The 18,935-nt window shown below is 41.6% G+C and carries 18 protein-coding genes; 9 read left to right on the top strand and 9 right to left on the bottom strand.

Annotation, left to right across the window (positions count from 1 at the left end; all coding sequences use genetic code 11):
* Positions 1 to 13 precede the first annotated feature (13 nt).
* Positions 14 to 1,537: a hypothetical protein gene (locus tag PHF18_RS05950; protein WP_300099700.1), complete on the top strand. Its 1,524-nt coding sequence runs from the start codon at positions 14 to 16 to the stop codon at positions 1,535 to 1,537.
* A 440-nt stretch (positions 1,538 to 1,977) separates the two neighbouring features.
* Here the strand turns inward: PHF18_RS05950 and PHF18_RS05945 are convergent, their stop codons facing one another.
* The 4 genes from PHF18_RS05945 to PHF18_RS05930 all read right to left on the bottom strand — a co-directional run bounded on the left by PHF18_RS05945 (position 1,978) and on the right by PHF18_RS05930 (position 4,939).
* On the bottom strand, positions 1,978 to 3,924 hold the full coding sequence (locus PHF18_RS05945; protein WP_300099697.1) for a hypothetical protein: 1,947 nt from the start codon (positions 3,922 to 3,924) through the stop codon (positions 1,978 to 1,980).
* A gap of 178 nt (positions 3,925 to 4,102) precedes the next feature.
* Entirely contained in the window at positions 4,103 to 4,390 is a 288-nt protein-coding gene (locus PHF18_RS05940) for a hypothetical protein (protein ID WP_300099694.1), read from the bottom strand.
* Between the two features lie 43 nt (positions 4,391 to 4,433).
* Positions 4,434 to 4,718, bottom strand: a complete 285-nt coding sequence (locus PHF18_RS05935) for an N-6 DNA methylase (protein ID WP_300099790.1) — start codon at positions 4,716 to 4,718, stop codon at positions 4,434 to 4,436.
* Positions 4,715 to 4,939, bottom strand: a complete 225-nt coding sequence (locus PHF18_RS05930; protein WP_300099691.1) for a hypothetical protein — start codon at positions 4,937 to 4,939, stop codon at positions 4,715 to 4,717. Before PHF18_RS05930 ends, PHF18_RS05935 begins: the two co-directional genes overlap by 4 nt.
* A gap of 329 nt (positions 4,940 to 5,268) precedes the next feature.
* On the opposite strand from PHF18_RS05930, the gene PHF18_RS05925 reads away from it, so the two are divergent.
* Positions 5,269 to 6,282 carry a hypothetical protein gene (locus PHF18_RS05925; protein WP_300099688.1) on the top strand — a complete coding sequence of 338 codons (1,014 nt, stop codon included), beginning with the start codon at positions 5,269 to 5,271 and terminating at the stop codon, positions 6,280 to 6,282.
* Between the two features lie 84 nt (positions 6,283 to 6,366).
* Here the strand turns inward: PHF18_RS05925 and PHF18_RS05920 are convergent, their stop codons facing one another.
* Entirely contained in the window at positions 6,367 to 7,275 is a 909-nt protein-coding gene (locus tag PHF18_RS05920) for a TIGR00269 family protein (protein ID WP_300099685.1), read from the bottom strand.
* A gap of 400 nt (positions 7,276 to 7,675) precedes the next feature.
* On the opposite strand from PHF18_RS05920, the gene PHF18_RS05915 reads away from it, so the two are divergent.
* From PHF18_RS05915 to PHF18_RS05900, 4 genes are all read left to right on the top strand, one after another.
* Positions 7,676 to 8,398 (top strand): pirin-like bicupin family protein, encoded by a 723-nt coding sequence (locus PHF18_RS05915; protein ID WP_300099682.1) that lies wholly within the window; start codon positions 7,676 to 7,678, stop codon positions 8,396 to 8,398.
* A gap of 129 nt (positions 8,399 to 8,527) precedes the next feature.
* A complete protein-coding gene (locus tag PHF18_RS05910) occupies positions 8,528 to 8,719 on the top strand; it encodes a hypothetical protein (RefSeq protein WP_300099679.1) in 192 nt (63 codons plus the stop codon).
* Positions 8,720 to 8,884: 165 nt separating this feature from the next.
* Entirely contained in the window at positions 8,885 to 9,097 is a 213-nt protein-coding gene (locus tag PHF18_RS05905; RefSeq protein ID WP_300099676.1) for a hypothetical protein, read from the top strand.
* A gap of 762 nt (positions 9,098 to 9,859) precedes the next feature.
* A complete protein-coding gene (locus PHF18_RS05900) occupies positions 9,860 to 11,248 on the top strand; it encodes a tripartite tricarboxylate transporter permease (RefSeq protein ID WP_300099673.1) in 1,389 nt (462 codons plus the stop codon).
* On the opposite strand, the gene PHF18_RS05895 is transcribed toward PHF18_RS05900, so the two are convergent.
* Together PHF18_RS05895 and PHF18_RS05890 are read right to left on the bottom strand one after the other, a co-directional pair.
* Positions 11,219 to 11,452 (bottom strand): hypothetical protein, encoded by a 234-nt coding sequence (locus PHF18_RS05895; RefSeq protein WP_300099670.1) that lies wholly within the window; start codon positions 11,450 to 11,452, stop codon positions 11,219 to 11,221. The two genes, PHF18_RS05900 and PHF18_RS05895, sit on opposite strands and share 30 nt — an antisense overlap.
* Entirely contained in the window at positions 11,430 to 12,149 is a 720-nt protein-coding gene (locus PHF18_RS05890) for a DUF169 domain-containing protein (RefSeq protein ID WP_300099667.1), read from the bottom strand. Before PHF18_RS05890 ends, PHF18_RS05895 begins: the two co-directional genes overlap by 23 nt.
* A gap of 742 nt (positions 12,150 to 12,891) precedes the next feature.
* On the opposite strand from PHF18_RS05890, the gene PHF18_RS05885 reads away from it, so the two are divergent.
* The 3 genes from PHF18_RS05885 to PHF18_RS05875 all read left to right on the top strand — a co-directional run bounded on the left by PHF18_RS05885 (position 12,892) and on the right by PHF18_RS05875 (position 15,602).
* Positions 12,892 to 13,416: a PASTA domain-containing protein gene (locus tag PHF18_RS05885; RefSeq protein ID WP_300099664.1), complete on the top strand. Its 525-nt coding sequence runs from the start codon at positions 12,892 to 12,894 to the stop codon at positions 13,414 to 13,416.
* 232 nt (positions 13,417 to 13,648) lie between these two features.
* Positions 13,649 to 14,833, top strand: a complete 1,185-nt coding sequence (locus PHF18_RS05880) for a tetratricopeptide repeat protein (RefSeq protein ID WP_300099661.1) — start codon at positions 13,649 to 13,651, stop codon at positions 14,831 to 14,833.
* Between the two features lie 193 nt (positions 14,834 to 15,026).
* On the top strand, positions 15,027 to 15,602 hold the full coding sequence (locus PHF18_RS05875; protein ID WP_300099658.1) for a tetratricopeptide repeat protein: 576 nt from the start codon (positions 15,027 to 15,029) through the stop codon (positions 15,600 to 15,602).
* 111 nt (positions 15,603 to 15,713) lie between these two features.
* On the opposite strand, the gene PHF18_RS05870 is transcribed toward PHF18_RS05875, so the two are convergent.
* Complete coding sequence (locus tag PHF18_RS05870) at positions 15,714 to 16,502, bottom strand: AAA family ATPase (protein ID WP_300099788.1); 789 nt, start codon at positions 16,500 to 16,502, stop codon at positions 15,714 to 15,716.
* Positions 16,503 to 16,698: 196 nt separating this feature from the next.
* The gene (locus tag PHF18_RS05865) at positions 16,699 to 18,759 is read right to left on the bottom strand and encodes a disaggregatase related repeat-containing protein (protein ID WP_300099655.1); all 2,061 of its coding nucleotides are present in this window, start codon (positions 18,757 to 18,759) and stop codon (positions 16,699 to 16,701) included.
* Between the last annotated feature and the right edge of the window lie 176 nt (positions 18,760 to 18,935).

Here is an 18,935-nt window from a genome sequence, read left to right as displayed (position 1 = left end):
AGGAGATTTGGACATGTTAGAAAATGAAGAGAAAAAAGAGAAATTCACGCTTCAGCAGTTCCAGAGGAACAGGTACTTTTATGGAAAACTGATGACAGTCAGGGACTTCGAACTCGAACAGGAGTATTTTAACGGAAAGCGTTATTTGCTTAACAGGCTGACTCACGGAAAAACCCTTCTTTGTGGTTTTTCCAACCTTAAGCTGTTTGCAGGAAGTTCCGATGAAGTCAGTGTCTGGTTCGGGGACGGGGGCGTAGCCCTGGACTCTATGGGCAGGGAAATTATTGTGCCAGTGGATATGAAGAAAAAGGTACTGACAAAAGACGGGGTCCCTTTCAAGCGACCTGAATTCCGAAGTCCCACCTATCTTTACCTCAGGTACAGCCCTGCAGATTCCGAACCTGTAAGAGCGGCCTCAAACCCCCTGAGCTGTGATGAAATCACCTGTCCGAACAGGGTCATGGAGGACTTTGAGGTAATTGCGTCCTTTGATTACCCGGTGGAAAAAGAGAATGAAAGCGGGTCAGTGTCATGCACGGCATGTGAGGAAGCCGATGAAAAAGTCTTTTTTGTTGCCGTCAATGAGGACCTCTCGATCAATGAAAAAGAAAGCCTCCGCAGACATTATCTTCAGACTCGGCAGGAGGAAACCGTAATAAGGGGCACTGTGACCGGGGTCGTTCACTTCAAACAGCCTACCGTAAATTCCATAATCTCCTCTTTTATCGACCCCAAACTGGGTCCAGGCCCCATTTCCATTCAAGTGGGCCTGGAAACGGAAGATAACCAAATAATAACAGGCTATGCCGGAGCCAGCAAGAAAAACGGTTATCTGAACGTCCAGCTCGGAACAATTCTTGACCCTTCCTCGGGCAAGTTCTGCGTGAAGGTGGTTTTCGAAGATGAAAGGGAGAGGAATCCGATCCGGGTCCGCTGGTGGGCCTCCAGGGCTGACATGCGCTACGGGACAGAGGAGGTTAAATCCAATGTTGTTCTCACGAAGTACAGGTTCGCATCGGACCCCGAAGTGCAGGCAAAGTTCGTGGAAAACGGTCTGTGTGAGTCTGGAGCCAAGAACTGCATGGAAGACGGTAAAATCCTCGGGGGAGACCACTATGCAAGGATAGAAAATGACGTTGCTCTGAACGGAAACCCGGAAATACTGGCTGAACTTGTCAAAGAGCAGGACGAAGAACCAAAAAATATGTTCAGCGAATGGGAAATAGGCGGGGGCTGGCGCCTTACCGTGGAGAACTTTTACAGCACGGTAACACCGCATACAGCCGAAATTAAACTTCATTTTAAAAAAGAAGAACTTAAAAAGTTCAAAGTCTCTAAAGGAGACCTTATAACCTACTGCGAAGACATTGGAGGGGAAAAGGGAGTTCCGTTATTTGTGACCTACATCGATGACATCTACATCCCGAGGGTCAAGAGCCTTATCGGAAAAGAAGCAAAGATCGTTTTGAAATACACCTGGGCAATATCTAAAAATATAGGGTCCTTAAAAATTGGTCCGCTTTTTAAGGATCAATGAACCTTATTTTCTAGATTAGATATTGTTCAATTGTTCCCCAGAGAAAAATACTGATGTAAAATAATCTATTTTGCATTTAAAGAGAGTAGTATTCTCAATTTAATTTTTAAATACTTATTACTCCTTTTTTAATGTTGAACTTAGTATAAAAGAAAAATGTAATCGGATGTCGTAATTCCAAATAAATATAGTTTGTCAGAAAATAAAGCTTTTATGGCACTCAGTTATTGATTTAAAAGCTTAATTTTATCCATTATCTTAAAATTTTGATTTTTGGGGTGTATTTTTAGTTGGGGGACTCTAATTATATGCATATAGCCTGAAATAAGCATTTTGGGACCTTAATTTACACACTGATTTTGAAGGACCATATAAAAATATCAAATACTTGCCGTGAAAAAAAGTGGGGGAAAAGGAAAACACTGGAAGAGAAAAGAAAATTAACCTCTTCTCTCACCAGGCTCCAGTTCCCGGAGCCCTTCGTACCCTCTCTCTTTCCAGGTTTTCTCCAGCCTCTGCCCGGTTTCTTTGCTTATGCCAAGCCTTGAGGCAGCCGTTTCCACGGAGTTCCTCAGATACCTGAGCCTGATGAAGTACAGCGCCCTGAGAACTCCGGTATCCTTTTCATTTTCTATCAGGGTCGTTAATTCCTGTAAACTGATGTTTTCTCCCTTCCGCTCACTCTGGAAACCTTCATAACCGCTTTCATTCCAGAGCTCCTGCAAGTTAAGCGCTTTTCCCACACTGATTCCCAGCGTTGAAGCAGCTTTTTCCACAGAGTCACCCAGGTACCTGAACCTTACAAAATACAACTGCTGTAGAATTACGGGGTCTTTTTCCTTTTCTATCAGGGCTGTTAATTCTTCCAGATCCATTCTCTTTTCAACAGGATGGGGGTCCGGTTCGGGCTGAGCCGGAGCGGAAGAATCCTTTTCTCCCGTGAGTTTTCTGGGCTTCAATTCTCCTTTAAACCGGGGGCCCCAAACCATGTAAATAAACAGGGATAAGGCAAACACAATTACCAGCCCGAGAAGAATCGACAGGAAGGGAACGTCTGAAAATTTGTTGTATTCAAAATACAGCATTCCAAAGTATAAATTTGAAAGCCAGTCTATACTGGCCACAATCGGAATGTCCCATGGGCACCTCCCGAATACGAAGTACAGGTACATTCCGTCCACTAAAGCAAAGATTCCTGCGAAAGTATCTACCGATTTCAGACGGAGAGGCTTTAACCCGAACAGGGATATCTCTATAGGGACTTTGTTTTTCGTATAAGTAAAGAAGAGAATCATCAAGCTGGTAGCGAATAAAAAAATTCCTAAGTTATGTAAATTTGAAAAAGCTTCTATTATGGGATAGGAAATGAAATTCTTCGGGTCTCTAATTATCAATATACTCGTGGTGGGATAGGATGTGTGCCTTTCATCCCCATTGAGGGGATCCCAATGAAAAGTTTCGACACGAATATTTTTTTCGCCTAGATGGTCCCATTCATGAGTAAAGTTTTCATTCCAGGTTATATAATAGCTACTAGTATCAGATCCATTTTCAACAAATAAGTTTTTATCCGGTGTTTTGGTTTTATTAATACTTCTTAAGATGCTATTATCAGAAATATTGTTCTCCCAAAAAACTACAGTAGTGACTTCCGATATAGTCCGATTATCCTCATTTGATAGGCTAGTTGCATTGAGATGGGTAGAGAAAGAATAATCGTTATTTACATAACCACAGTAACTACTATTATTGTAAAGCTGGGCACTGTTATTACCATCAAACCCTTTTTTCTCGTCCAGCATGGAAAATTTCTGAACTTCAATTTTTGTATAGTTTCTGATTTCAACAGGAATCCAGTAAGAAAACATGTCAGGTTCAATATTTTCTCCAGACTCATCAACTTTAAATATTCCTACAGAAATAAAATATTCACCGGGCTTATCCCATGTATGATTACATTTCCACAATGTTGAATCATCTGTAGATTTCAAATGATTTTTATCTAAATGACTTTCATTATTTAACGTAAAAGGACAACAATCAGATCGTTTATTCTTATCCCAGTAAAATACCATGGTTGTTTTTGAACTATTTTCTTCCGAAACAGAGTAATTTGCGGAAAAATTATACTCTTCATCTACATATCCCCATATTGGATATTCAGTTAACGGGGATTCTAGTTTCAAGTCTGAAGATAAATTAAACTTTAAATAATCATAAGGCTCTACTCTTGCGCTTCCCAGACCCACAAATACTGCGATAAAAAAGAACGAAAAAAGGAAAAGAAAGCAAGCCGAACGTAGATTATCTTTCATACCATCTTTTAACAAATTTAATAAAGGTACTATATCAAAGTTTCTTTTTGTTTCCAGGGTATAAAATGGCATATCTACTTTTTAATTCCTTAAAAAGCAGCTATATGTCCCATCTTGCTCCATCCAATTTTGCAATTCTCTTGTATCTAAATTTTAGATTTAAAATGTTTTAAAGATGTTTGTGACATGTAAATGGTAATTTTCTTCTTCACTGATTTTTAGCACATATGTGAAATTTACTTTTCAATTGTCATTCCCCGTTTCCATTAACATTCCCCGTTTCCATTGATCGTGGCCATAATCTCCTTGAAACTTGCAAGTGAGGCCTCATATTCTCGATTATTTCATTTGCAAGAATATCGGGATCCTGAAGGTTGTCCAGATCAGCGAGACTTTTGTCTTTGAGCCAGAAGATATCCAGATTCGTTTTATCCCTTGCTGCAATTTCTTCATAGCTGAATTTCCTAAACCTGACTTCGGGAGCTTCTTCACTCCAGGTCTCTTTACGACTGTGGACGGATTTTCCGGGTTGTAGCATTTGATAAAGTCTTCCATATCTGAAAACTTCATCGGGTTCTTCTTCAATGTGTGATGCACATTGGTGCGGTAATCGTAGATCCACACTTCTTTTGTTCAGGGCTCTTTAGCTGCGGGTTTTGCCTCAAAGAAAAGCACGTTTGCTTTACGCCATTTGCATAGAAAATGCCTGTCAGCAGGCGCAGGATTGTGTGCAGGCCGGTGGTCTCAAGAAGTTTTTTGGGGATGGTCTCTCCGGCTCCGCCTTCAAACAGTATATTGTCCGGCAATACCACTGCTGCCTGCCCACCTGTTTTGAGAATTGTATGGATATGCTGCACAAAGTTCAGCTGCTTGTTGCTTGTGGTTGTCCAGAAATCCTGCCGGTTGTAAGTGAGGTCTTCTTTTCCTGCTCGCCTTCTTCGTTGGTGAAGGTCATGCTGCTCTTTTTTCCAAAAGGCGGGTTTGTAAGGATGTAATCGTGACGGTAGCCTGGATCAGCTATTAGAGCATTGGAATTGGACATCATGGGCTCCCCATCTATTTTCCCCGATGTTGTGCATCCTGACAATGAGGTTCCTGAGATATTGCTGTTTTTTAATTTTCCATTTACCTCAGGTCTTAAAGCAATTTTTGATATCGAATTGAGGTTTGTAGTTTTAGTTCATAACAAAAATCGATATGTAACAAAGGTTAGAAAAATATTTTATTCGTAAAATTATATAATTACTTAGTCTCTTTACTAATTTATCACATAATTGGTTGGGCAAATAGTCCTGGTTTGGATTAATGTGACTTTAATAATAGATTATTCAGATATTATTACAGAACCTGAAAAATATCCGAATCATATAAACTGTACATTAACCTTGAAAAATAAAGCTACATGGGGGAAAATAAATGAAAAATAAGGGGAAGCTATGTTCAATAGCTTTAGCTTCAACATTTCTGGTTTTTGTTTTTTTGATTTTAATTTCAGTCGTAGTTTCAGCGGCTCAAGTTACGAAAATTGGCACCGGATACGAGCCTGCTGTTTATGGTAACAATGTAGTATGGACAAATGGGGTTGTAATTCATCTATACGACCTGACCAACAGAACAGACACTACGGTTAGCTCTTCCGGGGCCTCCAGTCCGGAGATTTACGACAGCAAGTTAGTGTGGCATGATGAAAGCAGTGGAACACCAAGGCTTGCTGTGTACGATATACCAACAACCACAAAAAGTTACATCACGCAGAATGTAGACCAATATAGCAAACCTGCTATTTACGGCAACAGAATCGTCTGGAGTGCAAATGATAGTGTGTATCTGAGAGACATATCTACATCTACACAGACTCAAATCGGAAATGGTAGTAATCCCGACATATATGACACAAAAGTGGTGTATTACTCATATTCAGAAGATCCGGAAGTGGATATAACTATCAGAATGTATGACCTCAATACGAAGGAAAGAATAACTGTCAATTCATATGGAGATCCAAACATACCGCGTATATGGGATACTAAAGTCATCTGGTCTGACGTATATAATCATCAGGGATATATTGCGATGTATAATACATCAACAAAGAAAACCATAGACATCACACATCAACTTGACACCGATCCATATGGAAATGAATACGGCGCCAGTACAGGGACGCACATTGCCATACAAAATGATAAAATTGTATACAATAAATGTGTTGATGATTATGAAGGCAAGCCTGGAGTATATGTATATAACATATCTACAGGACTAAGCACACCAGTATATAACTATCTTGAAGAAGTTTATACGACACCAGAAGTATACAATAACACTGTTGTATGGGGAATAGACAAGAACTATGTTGATGGTGCGGCTGGTAATGATATCTATTTATGCGACCTTGCAGACGAACCCAAAAATCTCACAGCAATATAAGTGGTGGACATCCACCACAAAATTTTATTTTTCTTTTCTGCTTTCTATTTTTTTCTGCTTTCTATTTTTCTTTTCTGCTTTGATTCAGGTCCTGCCGAGCATTTTACACGCCTGGCAGAGATCTTCAGTACAGGTATCCCCGCAGATCCTGCACTTCTCGGTTTTTGCAGGAGGTAGCTCCTTTTTAAGGGCTCCTACGAGCTTGTCAAAGCCACGGAGAAGGGAATACTTGGTGCCCGGGTGGTTAACCTCAAAGCTGTTTAACAATTCCCTTATTTCCCCTCGAAGGGCTTCTCCTGCATACGGGCACTCGCTGAAGTCCACAGGCAGGGAGTTTATCAGGGCATAGAGTGCCACTTCCTTTTCAGGAATATTCCGCAGGGGCTTTGCCCTCATTACAAGCCCTTCGATTGCTGCAGAAGGAGAAAGCCTGACCATTCGTTCCATATCTCCCCTGAAATGGTTGAGGAGAATGGTCTGAGCTTCATCGTCCAGGTTGTGCCCGGTTACCAGTTTCGTTGCCCCTATTTCAAGCGCTGCCCTGTTAAGGACGCTTTTCCTGAGAACTCCGCAGTAGCTGCATGTGCCTTTTTCCCGGTCCATTACAGCCAGATCGTCCATTGTAACCCCATGTTCGTCTTTAAAAGATTTTATGATGTGCCGGATTCCGAGCGTTTCTGTAAGCTGTTTTGCAAGTTCAAGGGAGTGGGGACGATATCCATGTATGCCCTCATCGACTGAAATTGCCACGATCTGAATATCAGGCCTTTCTCCCAGGACCTTATGTATTATATAGAGAGCAACTGAGCTGTCCTTTCCTCCGCTCAGAGCAACGGCTATTACATCATTTTTCTTGATGTTGTACTCTTTCCGGATTGTCAGCTTGATTTTCCTTTCAACGTCCTCTATAAAATGTTTTTTGCAGAGATGCATACCGGAGTATTTTTGAAAAATAACAGCTTCATGATTACATTTTTTACATTTAATTGTCATTTGAAATCCTTTTTTAATCCTTTTTTCTACTTTGCATGAATAATCTGGAAAAAACGGGAAATGCGTGTGGGCATATTTATAAGTGGCCGTGCGCATTGGGAGTATTTTAAATAATTTTTCTTTGATATGAATAATTTTAATTGTGACAGATTTTAATTGTGACAGATTTTAATTGTGACAGGCTGCTTTAGGAAAGGGACCCCTCGTATATATGGTTTTTTACGTGCCTTTTGGAGAAGCAGGAGTATTTTTTAATCGGCTTCAAAACGCTTCCTCAACTTTGTTCCGAAACTATGTTTCCAAAGGTTTATCCTTTTCAGTAATCAAACCTTACTTATTATTCAATTATTCTAATAATTACAGGGGAAATGGAAAAGGGGGCTTCTTTGTAATAAGAATCATGCCAGCCGAATCCAGACATCTTGAAGATTCCGGATGGCTGAAGAGTTACATGCTTTTTTCTTTTTCAAATTATCATGATCCGGATAACGTCCAGTTCGGAAGCCTGCGTGCCTTTAACGACGATACTGTGCAGCAGGGCAGGGGTTTTTCAACTCACCCTCATTCTGAAATGGAAATTATATCAGTTGTGTTTGAAGGGGAGATTACACATGAAGACAATATGGGGAATAAAGGAATCCTTGGAAAAGGAGAGGTACAGTGCATTACCGCAGGTACCGGAATACAGCATTCTGAGTTGAACACAGGAAATGGACCACTGCATTTTTACCAGATCTGGATTTTACCCTCCGTAAGCCGCCTTGAGCCTGCGTACTCGCAGAAAAAATTCGAGGCATCAGGGTGGAAGAACCAGTTACTTCCCCTTGCTTCGGGCCAGGGGTTTGAGCACGCTCTGAAGATAAACGCCGATGCAACAATTTACCAGGCCAGTTTAGAAAAGGAGCACATTATTCACTTTAATTCACCGGAGAAACGCTGCATCTTCATTTATATTTCTGCAGGTGAACTCTGTGTCAATGGCCAGAGGATAGGACAGGGATACCAGGCTCGCATTGAACAGGAACAGGCTGTCCATATGGAGGCTGCTTCTTCCGGCACACCTGCGGAATTTGTCCTTATTGATGTTCCCGGGAAGGGAGCCGAAAAACAGGTAAAAAGGTAAAAGCAACTGAAAAAAGAGGTTATTTCAGGTAAATAGGAGCTCTATCCGGAACAGCGGCAAGAATCGAAGCCGGATAAGTTCTTTTGAGTAAGAGATAATCTCATAGAACAAAAAGAGATCGGAAAAATCATGGGGAAAAAACAAAAAGACCGAAAAGGGGATGAGAAAAGGCATAACCAGCTGGGAAGGGGAAGTGACAAAAAAGAGATACAGCCTGCGAGAGGAAGTGATCTGAAAGAGGAACAGCCAGGCAGGGGAGAGTCTGAAGAGGCAGAAGTAATCAGAGAGGGGGATAAAAGGAAGCAAAAAGAAGACTTATAGAAGGGGCGTAAAGATTGAAAGAAAGAGGTTGAAGATTGAGGAAATGCCCTGATGCAAAAATTATGGGATATGGTTACGGAGCAATGTCGCACATCTGGAAATGAAGAGAATTGATTTCACAGTTAGGATTCGTTAGAAAACAGAATGAGATAGTTAGAAAACAGGATGGAAGTGAGAGGTAAAAATAGTTTTAGAGAGGGATTTGCCTCTCACTTCTCCGTTGTTTCTGATATCTACGGGGGCCGGTTGAGGAATGGCGAACCTCATTTCCGGCTTCCGACTTCGAAACCTCTCCCGGAGCCGGGGACCGAGGAATGGCAAAAAACCTATGTGGTCACCTATCCGGGCGGGGTTCCGGGTTGCGCAGAGCAGGATTGAGGAATGGCGAACCTCATTTGTCCTTATCTGCTGTTTTTTGCTAAATGCTCTCATGAACCCCATTCAATATTAGCATTTAGAACTACACATAATAGTATAACTGTTATATATAAAACATAAGTGGAAATGATTTTTCATTTTCCTTGATGTAATACAGCGCATTCAAAATTTTCAAGTGGTTTATCATACCGGTAAACTAAAATTGTTTGCGCTGGCAAATTCTTCTATTTATAGCTTCTGGTAGAACCCCCTCTGTCCGGTAAAGGGATATTATTTCAAAGGAAATTTATTTATAATATAAGGTCCAAAATTTTTGATCTTAAATTGAAATTCTGATCAAATTTACTTAAGTTGTTTTATCTTTTCCTTTTTTATCTTTTTCATCTTTTTCATCTTTTTCATCTTTTTCATCTTTTTCTTCTGTTCTATGTTTCCTGCTCTCTTTTCAATCTCTTTTTATTTGTTATTTCTGTTATCATCATGTTTATTTATTTATTTATTTATTTATTTATTTATTTATTTATTTATTTATTTATTTATTTATTTATTTATTTATTTATTCTGATTTATTCTCTTTCGTCCTGATTTCTTCCTGGAATTTATATTTTTATCAGTTTCGATTGAACTGTTTCAGACTTCAAATACACTATATTAAAAATAAACTGTATTCAGTAGGAAAATAAATTATTAATAGTAAGTGTGTAAACTATTATATCAAGTAACTCTAATTTTAAAGTAATTAGTTTCTGGGGTGCCGGCTGAGTGGAAGAAGTTTCTTTATTCTTGCTCTTTTTTTCTGTTCTTGCAGGCTACCTGCTTGGTATATTTTCAGGGCTTTTGCCTGGCATACATACAAACAATTTTGCACTTGCGCTTGTAGCTCTTGCACCTTTTCTGGCTGAGAAGGGAATTGCCCCTTTTTACATAGCCCTTATAATCCTCTCAAATGCGGTCTCACATACGTTCCATGACATTATTCCGTCTGTGTTTTTAGGGGCGCCTGACGGAGACACAGCACTTGCGGTCCTTCCAGGGCACAGGCTTTTACTTGAAGGTGCAGGTGCAGAGGCAGTACGTCTCTCTGCTCTTGGAAGTGCAGGCTCGGTAGTTGCATCCATGCTTTTTGTATTGCCTTTTTCACTTTTCTTCGGGGCTATTTACCCTTATCTGCAAGAGTATATGGCATGGGTTCTGCTAGCGATTGTATTTATCATGCTTGCGAGCGAGAAAGGCGAGGAAGTAGAGGGACAGGGGTCACTTGCAAAATACAGATCCAAAGCTTTTGCCCTCTTCCTGTTTTTGATCACAGGAGCTCTGGGGCTCTTTGCTTTTTCCAGAGAAAATCTACTGGTCCCGGTCATAATTCTCGGGCAGGCATCTGTGCTCCTCCCTCTTCTCAGCGGACTTTTCGGGGCATCCCAGCTCATTATAAGCCTTCTCACAAGCTCCGAAATCCCCGAAGAATCCGTCTCAAAATTTGAACTTTCCCGAAAAAGGATCCTGAGGGGAGTGTTAACGGGCAGCACTGCAGGTTCCCTTGTAGCCTGGTTGCCCGGAGTTTCGTCTGCTATTGCTGCCCTTCTGGCAGGGCTCTTTGTAAGGTCTGACTTTGACAGAAGGTCCATAAATAAAGAAAACTCCGAACCTGTGCCTGGAGGGCAAAAATCCGTTCTTTTTTCGGATCCCTATGCGGACCGCCAGACTCTTGAAAGCTCAAAGGAGTTCATTGTCTCGGTTTCCGGAGTAAATACTTCAAATGCTATTTTCGGGCTGGTAGCCCTTCTGGTTATAGGAAAGACTCGCAGTGGGGCAATGGCTGCCGTGAATGAAATCCTGGGGATCGGGTCACTTGGTTTTCAGGTAATACTGCTCTTTTTTGCCGCTATCCTCCTAACATCCCTTTTTTCATACTTTTCTACAGTCTGGATAGGGAATAACGCCCACCATATGCTCCAAAAACTTGACTACACAAAACTCTGCACCGGGGTCCTTGCAGGGCTTGCAATAACTGTCTTTCTTTTTACAGGGTTTTTCGGGCTCTTCCTCTTTATAATTTCTACCCCGATAGGCATGCTCCCATCTTTTATGAAAGTCAGGAAATCCCATGCAATGGGCGTTATTTTACTGCCTGTAATCCTTTACTTCTTTTAAGAAAAACACCATTTTGGAAACGGGAACAGAGATTTGAGGATCCCTTTCTTGAAAACTTTCTTGAAAACTTTCTTGAAAACATACCTTTCCGAAATATATCTCCCTGAAGGCTGATCTTCTTGAAAGTTGACCTTTTAAAGTATGCTCTTCTTTTTCTTCCTTCTCTTTCTTCTTCTGTTTATCAATGCGCAGGAGCTTTTCCAACAATCGCCCTTAGCCCTTCTACCAGATCCGTCAGTATTTTTGCGGGAATGCCAACCGTCAGTTCTGACTCCTGAATGCCCGTATATGTCCTGCTGCCCGTACAGCCGACTGTTATTCCCATTTTGCCTGTCAGGTAGGGCTCGGCAACGGCATCGGAACAGAGGCTCTGCTTGCCTGCAAATTCGGCTTCAACTCTCCCTCCCTCCTTGTAGAGAGCTGCCTGGGTCAGGAGCATCATCTGTTTAGGAGAGCAGATTATCACAACAACATTGGGCACGAAGCTTGCACTTTCAAGAGGTGCGTAAAGGGCTGCAATCATGGATTCTGCCTCAATCATGGGGACTCTTTCAAGAGTCTTTTTAGAAGCTTCCAGGGTCTTAAAATGCTTCAGTTTATCGTAATAAAATTCCCCGCTTGCCAGTTTGGGAGGCATGTGCCCAAGCCCCATTGCTGCAGCTCCTCCTTTGCAGGCCTGGTCTTCAAGAACGGCATAAAACTCCTCTTTTGTTTTGCGCACATGGTCCACCATCTGGCAGTGCTTCATTCTCTCTTTGATCTGCTGTATCCCTTTCGGAATTTCGGCTCCTTTCGGAACCAGAGCTACTGCTACTGGTGAAGTTTCCAGTTGAAGCAATTCGATTATTTCCTTTCCGTACTCATTTATTTCCTTAATTTGCTCGGAATTTGCGGTTTCCATACAAATCACTCCTTCATACAAATGATTCCTTATTACTCACATGTGACAGGCAGGAAGCCCTGTTGCTTTAGCGCAGGGAGGAATGCCGTCAACTTTCTGGCATTCCTTTCCACGTTTGGATTTCTCCACTCTGCTTTGGAATCAAATTTCCGTAGCAGATAACACGGTTTTGGAAAACCGCCTCCCCTCGCCAATGTTGGATATGCTTGTCAGGTATAGCACACCGCCCCTACCTCTCAGGACTTTTAATGCTACACGATAGAGCTACAAACTGAGGAAGCATTCGTAGGTATCATGACATTTCCAACGTAGTCAATTAAGACTTAGACTGGTCAACCAGGGCTTTTGCAAGCCACAATGCTTAGCATGGGGCAGTTGACTACCTTACAGGTCCTGATATATCCATGTTTCAAAGATAGTGTAAGGTTTAAGGCTTAAATAGAACTCAGAAGCAATGATTCTTCCAGTTTCTTTTATCTGTAAACTTTTCTGGACATATAGTAAACTGTATAACACTCATTTTATAACATTCATAGAACCCTTTACTAATGAGTGAAAATATAAAACTTAAAATGTATTGGATTGAAATTATAGATGGAATTAAATAAAGGAATTAAATCAAAAATAAAACTACTTAATTTAAAAGAAGCTGGATAGAAAGAAAACTGGAGTCAACTACCCGCTAAATCTAAAGATTTAACGGGTTTTCTGCTGAAGTTTATGAAAAGGGGTTTACAGGACTATGAAAGCACAACTTGAACAGCGTTTGGTAGAACTCAGGGCTGAATACGAGTCAGGCCAGAAAATCCTTAAAGATATCGAGATAAAGCTTGTAGAACTTGAAAACAGGAAGAAAAACCTGAATGAAACACTCCTCAGGATCAGCGGAGCTGTTGAGCTTCTTGAAGAGGTTCTGGGAGAAGAGAGTAAAAGCAGCACTCCAAAAGTACTCGGGCCAGAAGTACCTGAAACAGAAACACCGGGTTCTGAATCTGAGAAAAAAGAAGTAGAAGTGCCCCTTGTTATAAGATTCCCTCTGGAACAGGCTGTTAAAAAGCTGGAAGAAGCGGGGCTGCGTGCCGGTAATATTGGAGAGAAGAGTCTTTTTGTAGCAGGTGTACGTTTCGGAGATGTCATTCAGCAGGAACCAAAGGGTGGAATGCTCGTTGAAAGAGGGTCATCCGTAGATCTGATCGTGGGAAAAAAAGGGAATTTTAAGCCTGATCTGAGCCAGAACGCACTTTTATGCCCATATTCAAGGCACTGAGTGGAGAACCTGCCCTCAAGCTTGCAGGTTCCTGAACACAATCTATAGAGAACTTTTATGAACAGAAGGAAAGGGTATTGATGAGAAGACCTGGTACTGATGAGAGGATTTGGTATTGATGAGAAGACCTGGTACTGATGAGAGGATTTGGTATTAATGAGAGGATTTGGTATTAATGAGAGGACTTGGTATTAATGAGAGGATTTGGTATTAATGAGAGGACTTGGTATTAATGAAAGGACTTGATTCTAAATATGATATACTTATTCCGGAACTCCGGGAGCATTGTAATATTGCACTCAGGAGTTTCGGCAATTTAAATAGTTCCGGGGACAGGGACCTGTACGTCTCTCTTAATGAATTTTTCACTGCATGCAGCCGGATTTCAACCATTCTCTGGAGTAAAAATAACAAAAAACACCGAAAGCATCTAAGGTCAATCCTTTCCATAGCTGATAATTCCCCCTTTTCCCCCAGATCTTTATCCGAACTGGAGACAGTGCCTGGAAGAATTGAAAAAACTCTTGAAGATAAAGGAATGAAAAGTGCCCTGCAAGAACCAGCGGTTTTTTCATACGATCCCGGAACAAAAACCCTGACAGCTGATGGAAAAAAGTATGAAATCCTGCCCCTTTTTTTGGCTGTAAGGGACCTTTATTCATCCCTTCCTTTCTTCGACGAACTCCAGGCCTGTACCGAGATGCTTGAAAAGGATCCTCAGAACGCCACCGCGCTTTTTCAGAAAGCCATACTGATCTATAAGGCAGGAAGGTTTGAAACTGCCCTGAAGCTTATAGAGCAGGTGCTTGCAATAGTCCCTGATGACTTCAGGGTCTGGTACAACAGAGGGGTAATCCTTTCGGAAATGGGCCGGCTTGAAGAAGCAATAGATGCTTATGACAGGGTAATTGAGCTTGAACCGGCTTTTGAAATTGCATGGGACAATAAAGGAGTTGTTCTTGCCAGGCTTGGCAGGCTTGAAGAAGCACTTGAAAGCTACGAAAAAGTGCTCCGGAGAAACCCTAAATATGCCGAAGCCTGGGCAGGAAAAGGCGCAATTCTTTCTGCACTTGACCGGCAAGAAGAAGCTCTTGAAGCCTACAATTCAGCCCTCAAAATCAGGCCTGATTACCTGGAAGCCCTGAAGTGTATCGGCGGCCTGTTCTCCAGGATGGGCAGGTTTGAGGAGGCGCTGGCAGCATACGATACGGCTCTTCAGTCTATCCCGGAAGATCCCAGCCTCTGGGCAGGCAGGGGACTTTTCCTTTTAGAACTGAACAGACAGGAAGAAGCTCTTCAAAGCTGCAACAGAGCTCTTGAATTGGAACCGGGCTTTGTTTCTGCTCTTGAAATCAAGGCCGAAATCCTTTCGAGAATCAGCCGGCAAAAAACCAGGGACTCTCCAGACTCTCTATAACCTTTTTTCAGACTAAAACTGTGTATCGCATTTTATTCAGTAAAATTAGAAGCATAAAAGGTAATCTCATTGAAATCCAAATGCTGAATACCGGTTTAATCCTGATTCCATACATAAGATGGAAAAATAAGGCTGGGACATGATTCCGAAAGGGGTCCGAATAAATCTTTATCTGAAAACGGAGGATTCCGAAATGGCAGAGGAAAAAACTAACACAGAAAGCGATAAGGTGAAGCAAAATGAGCTGGAAGCGGCAGTAAAACCCGAAGAAACCGAGGGCCCTAGCCAGCTCCTTATCAAAGCAGGCGAGGCTGAGAATTATGAGGACAAACTCAGGCTATATGATAAAGCCTTAAATCTGGATCCTATGTATCTTGATGCCTGGCTCCAGAAAGGTTTTGTCCTGGATAGAATTGGCAGATCTGAAGAAGCTCTTGCCTGTTACAATAAGGCTCTTGAAATTGATCCCGATCATCTGGGAATAAAGTGCCTCAAGGGTTTTGCCTATAATAACTTAAAGGATTTTGAAAAAGCCATAGAGTGTTATGATGAAGTCCTTAAGGTCAACTCCGATGATGTCTTCTCCTGGTACCAGAAAGGCTTGGTCCTGGAAAATCTTGAAAGATACGGGGAGGCTATGGAAGCTTACGACAGGGCTCTGGAAATAGACCCGACTGATGTCCTTATCAGGGAGAAAAGGATGAAGCTTCTGGGGATTATTTTTAAAAAAGAAACCCTAACAGATTCCCCGGACAGTAGCTTTAACTGAGCCTGGAAAATACAAAAAAAACTGCAGGAATAAATTTGCAGGAAAAAAATAGTAGGAAAAAATTGGAGAAAAAAATTGGAGAAAAAAATTTTAGAGGCTGTGTTTCAGCCTTTACTTTTTACTCGCCTCGTTTTCTTTCCTGATTTCTTCAACGGTTTCCATGAGTTTTTCTTTGATTTTCACTATGGCATTAACAGCTTCGCCGCCGATATCAATAGGTGCCCTTTTTTCCAGGTCAGCCTGCATTAACTGCTGGTCAAAAGGAATTTCTCCAAGTACCGGAATGCCCAGCTCTTCGAGCCTTGCGTTGACTTTTCCAGCGCCTCCTTTGTTAATTACGGCAGCAATATGTTTTATCCCGATCTCGGAAGAGAGTTTTTTTATCCTTTCGGCTGTTTCAAGGGACCGGGCTCCCGGCTCCACCACCACAATCATAAGGTCCATTCCGCGCGTGGTGCCTCTTCCCAGATGCTCGATTCCGGCTTCCATGTCCAAGATAACTGCACTCTTTTCATTAAGCATCAGGTGCCTGAGAAGAGCCCTGAGGAAGGCTGATGCCGGACACATGCATCCGCTTCCTCCCTTATCCACAGTACCCATTACAAGCATCCTGACTCCGTCAGGCCCTATTACTCCGTATTTGTCTACGATGTCGTCCACTTTCGGGTTATAGATAAAAGCCCCGCCTTCGGTGCCTGCCCTTTCCTGAATAAGGTCTTTAAAATCAACAAGGGGCGTTGGGGGATTTTCGATCCCCAGGGAAGATGCCAGGTTCATATCCGGGTCTGCATCTATTGCCAGGACTTCGTATCCGTCTCTTGCAAACAGTCTTGCCAAAGTGCCTGAGAGAGTAGTTTTTCCAACGCCGCCTTTTCCGGTAATTGCTATTTTTATTTGAATTCCCCCTGAAATTCTGGTTATAAATCAAATGTAATAATTTTCTACTCGAATATAACCATCAAACTGTTTTATACTTACTCATTTGTGCCGGCTTTTTTGAAACCTCCGGAGCACAGACATTCATTTTTTTCATTATTTATTTTTCGGTGCTCCGGAATCTATTCTGAAGGCAAGCTTTTTTAGCTGTATGCCAGCTTTAGCTGTTCACTATATCCAGCTTTGGTTCCAGGTCTTCCTTTCCACATTCGAGACTGTGGAAAGCTACATAGTCGGAACTTTCATAGCGAGTTTTGATCAGGAAACCTGTGTTTTCGTATTCTCCGCTTACATACTCTTTTACGAGGTCTGTTACGTCCAGCTCATAGTACCTGTTGTCAGGAAGGGCACTGCCTTTAATGGTTATTGTGGCATACGGAGTGCTGCCCTGAGATACCCCGGTTTTATCCAGCCAGTCTCCTCCGGCATTATTCCATGCAACACCGTTGTCTTTTTTATTCCAGCTCACATATTCAGGATTCCATGAAGCTGCAGGCCTGTAAATCTCGATCACTGTATCTTCAGGTCTTGAAACATCTGGATAGTACCAGTAAAGAGAGAAAGTTGCGCTGCTGATTTCTTCGGAATCGGTGTATTCGCTCAGGTCAAACCACATTATATCTCTATAGATCCCTGCTCCGGGAATGTTTCCCACATCTAGGTAAGGCTTGTCCAAGTAGACGTTTTCAGGATAGGCTTCACGAATTCGATTATCATACATTTTGGATATTAGGGGGTTCTGGGATACAGGAACCTGGGATTCTGTTACAGGAGCCTGGGATTCTGCAACAGAAGCCTGGGATCTTGTTACAGGAGCGATTCCTGAAAGGGATGCATACTTCGTGTTTCCGAATGCTCCTATGTTAATCCTGTTCCCGTTATCTTCTGGCTCGTTTGAATAATCTGAGGATGGAGACCCTGCATCAATACAGGGGGAACTTACGGTATCAGGTACCCAGCTACTATCGCTCCAGTGGCCTGCTTTTGATTTGAGGTGGTAATCGTAAGCTTTATTGTCAACAAAAAGAGGATCTACATTAATATCCGTTGGATGAGATGAAATTTTATTATAATTAGATTGGCCGGGATTATATACACAGTTGTACTCCATTACAAAAGAATGAGTTGAGGACAGATCATTTGAAACTCCGTAGGCTGTACCTCCGGCTCTGGTATCGGGAACCGTATTTGTAATTATATTATTTCGGAGTGTTGTAACATATCCAGAACCCGGGGAAACATAATCATATGAATTCCTCATTGCTACGCCGGATCTGTAATTCCCGTCAATAATATTGTTTTCAATGAGAGTTCCATCAAACCCCTGAAGAACAATGCCACCTACTTCATCAGTATACAGCCCATTTCCTCTAATTATGTTATGATGAATGTGGACACCTGTTGCGGCTGTTTTGTCATATGTCCCGTATCCATAAATCCATATCCCCATTGTGCGGATGTCATGAATATTGTTTTCGTAAATTTCAATATTATTAATTTTTACAGCACTATTCTTCTGGATCTCAATTCCTGCGCCGCCGTGATTCTCAGAAGTAATTTCGTTGTTAAAAATTGAAGCGTCCTTGCAATTAAATAACCGGATTCCAGCATCATTCCTGCACGAAACAAAATTATCATGGATGGAGATGTTAGAAACACGCAATAGATATATACCCTCATGCCCGGTTTTATCAATCTTATTATTATATATTTGGATATTGGTGTTTTCGTGGACATAATTGTCATTGCTATCATGGTTGATTTTTATGGCATCCCCTAGCCCATTCTTGAAGGACATATTATAAACGGTAACGTCTGTACTTCCATACAGCTGTATCATATTTACGTGGTCATTACCAGAAACTGACCAGCTATTAAGAATATTTCCGTCAATTTCAAAACCATGAAATGTTATATCTTGGGCCGAACCACCATTAGCTTGAAATATCGCTCTGGTTAAGGATGGTGTGGGAAAATTTGGGTCTTGTTTTTTTATTTTTACAACTGCTGTAGAGTCTCCGGTTATCGTTGTATGTGATCCTACATACATCTTGTTAGGATCAACGTTATAAGTGAACGGGCCTTTCAAATACACCGTCGTTCCGGGGTTCGATGCTGCATAATCGAGAGCCTGTTGAATTTGGATGTGGTCATCTGTGCCGTCACAATTATAATCTCCACTACCATCTCCTGCAACATAAATACCTGATGATGAAGTCATGCATAAAACAGTAGGAGTGTTTGTGAGTATAAAGAGACAACCTGCCAAGAAAATAATTCCTGATTTTCCCTTTAACATTTCTTTCACCTGGATCAAATATTATAAATTTTTATCTATATTTGCTGAGCAAAAATTTAGTCTGTATGTGTCAATTTTTTCCAGAAAATCTCTGCTTC

Source organism: Methanosarcina sp. (genome assembly GCF_028693135.1).
GTDB lineage: Archaea > Halobacteriota > Methanosarcinia > Methanosarcinales > Methanosarcinaceae > Methanosarcina.
This window is presented reverse-complemented; position numbering and strand designations above follow the sequence as displayed.

What these genes read in the sequence shown, in the direction of transcription:
- PHF18_RS05950 (WP_300099700.1), top strand. Translation starts at nt 14, where the DNA reads ATGTTAGAAAATGAAGAGAAAAAAGAGAAATTCACGCTTCAGCAGTTC.
- PHF18_RS05945 (WP_300099697.1), bottom strand. Translation starts at nt 3,924, where the DNA reads ATGCCATTTTATACCCTGGAAACAAAAAGAAACTTTGATATAGTACCT.
- PHF18_RS05940 (WP_300099694.1), bottom strand. Translation starts at nt 4,390, where the DNA reads ATGCTACAACCCGGAAAATCCGTCCACAGTCGTAAAGAGACCTGGAGT.
- PHF18_RS05925 (WP_300099688.1), top strand. Translation starts at nt 5,269, where the DNA reads ATGAAAAATAAGGGGAAGCTATGTTCAATAGCTTTAGCTTCAACATTT.
- PHF18_RS05920 (WP_300099685.1), bottom strand. Translation starts at nt 7,275, where the DNA reads ATGACAATTAAATGTAAAAAATGTAATCATGAAGCTGTTATTTTTCAA.
- PHF18_RS05915 (WP_300099682.1), top strand. Translation starts at nt 7,676, where the DNA reads ATGCCAGCCGAATCCAGACATCTTGAAGATTCCGGATGGCTGAAGAGT.
- PHF18_RS05910 (WP_300099679.1), top strand. Translation starts at nt 8,528, where the DNA reads ATGGGGAAAAAACAAAAAGACCGAAAAGGGGATGAGAAAAGGCATAAC.
- PHF18_RS05905 (WP_300099676.1), top strand. Translation starts at nt 8,885, where the DNA reads ATGGAAGTGAGAGGTAAAAATAGTTTTAGAGAGGGATTTGCCTCTCAC.
- PHF18_RS05890 (WP_300099667.1), bottom strand. Translation starts at nt 12,149, where the DNA reads ATGGAAACCGCAAATTCCGAGCAAATTAAGGAAATAAATGAGTACGGA.
- PHF18_RS05885 (WP_300099664.1), top strand. Translation starts at nt 12,892, where the DNA reads ATGAAAGCACAACTTGAACAGCGTTTGGTAGAACTCAGGGCTGAATAC.
- PHF18_RS05880 (WP_300099661.1), top strand. Translation starts at nt 13,649, where the DNA reads ATGAAAGGACTTGATTCTAAATATGATATACTTATTCCGGAACTCCGG.
- PHF18_RS05875 (WP_300099658.1), top strand. Translation starts at nt 15,027, where the DNA reads ATGGCAGAGGAAAAAACTAACACAGAAAGCGATAAGGTGAAGCAAAAT.
- PHF18_RS05865 (WP_300099655.1), bottom strand. Translation starts at nt 18,759, where the DNA reads ATGACTTCATCATCAGGTATTTATGTTGCAGGAGATGGTAGTGGAGAT.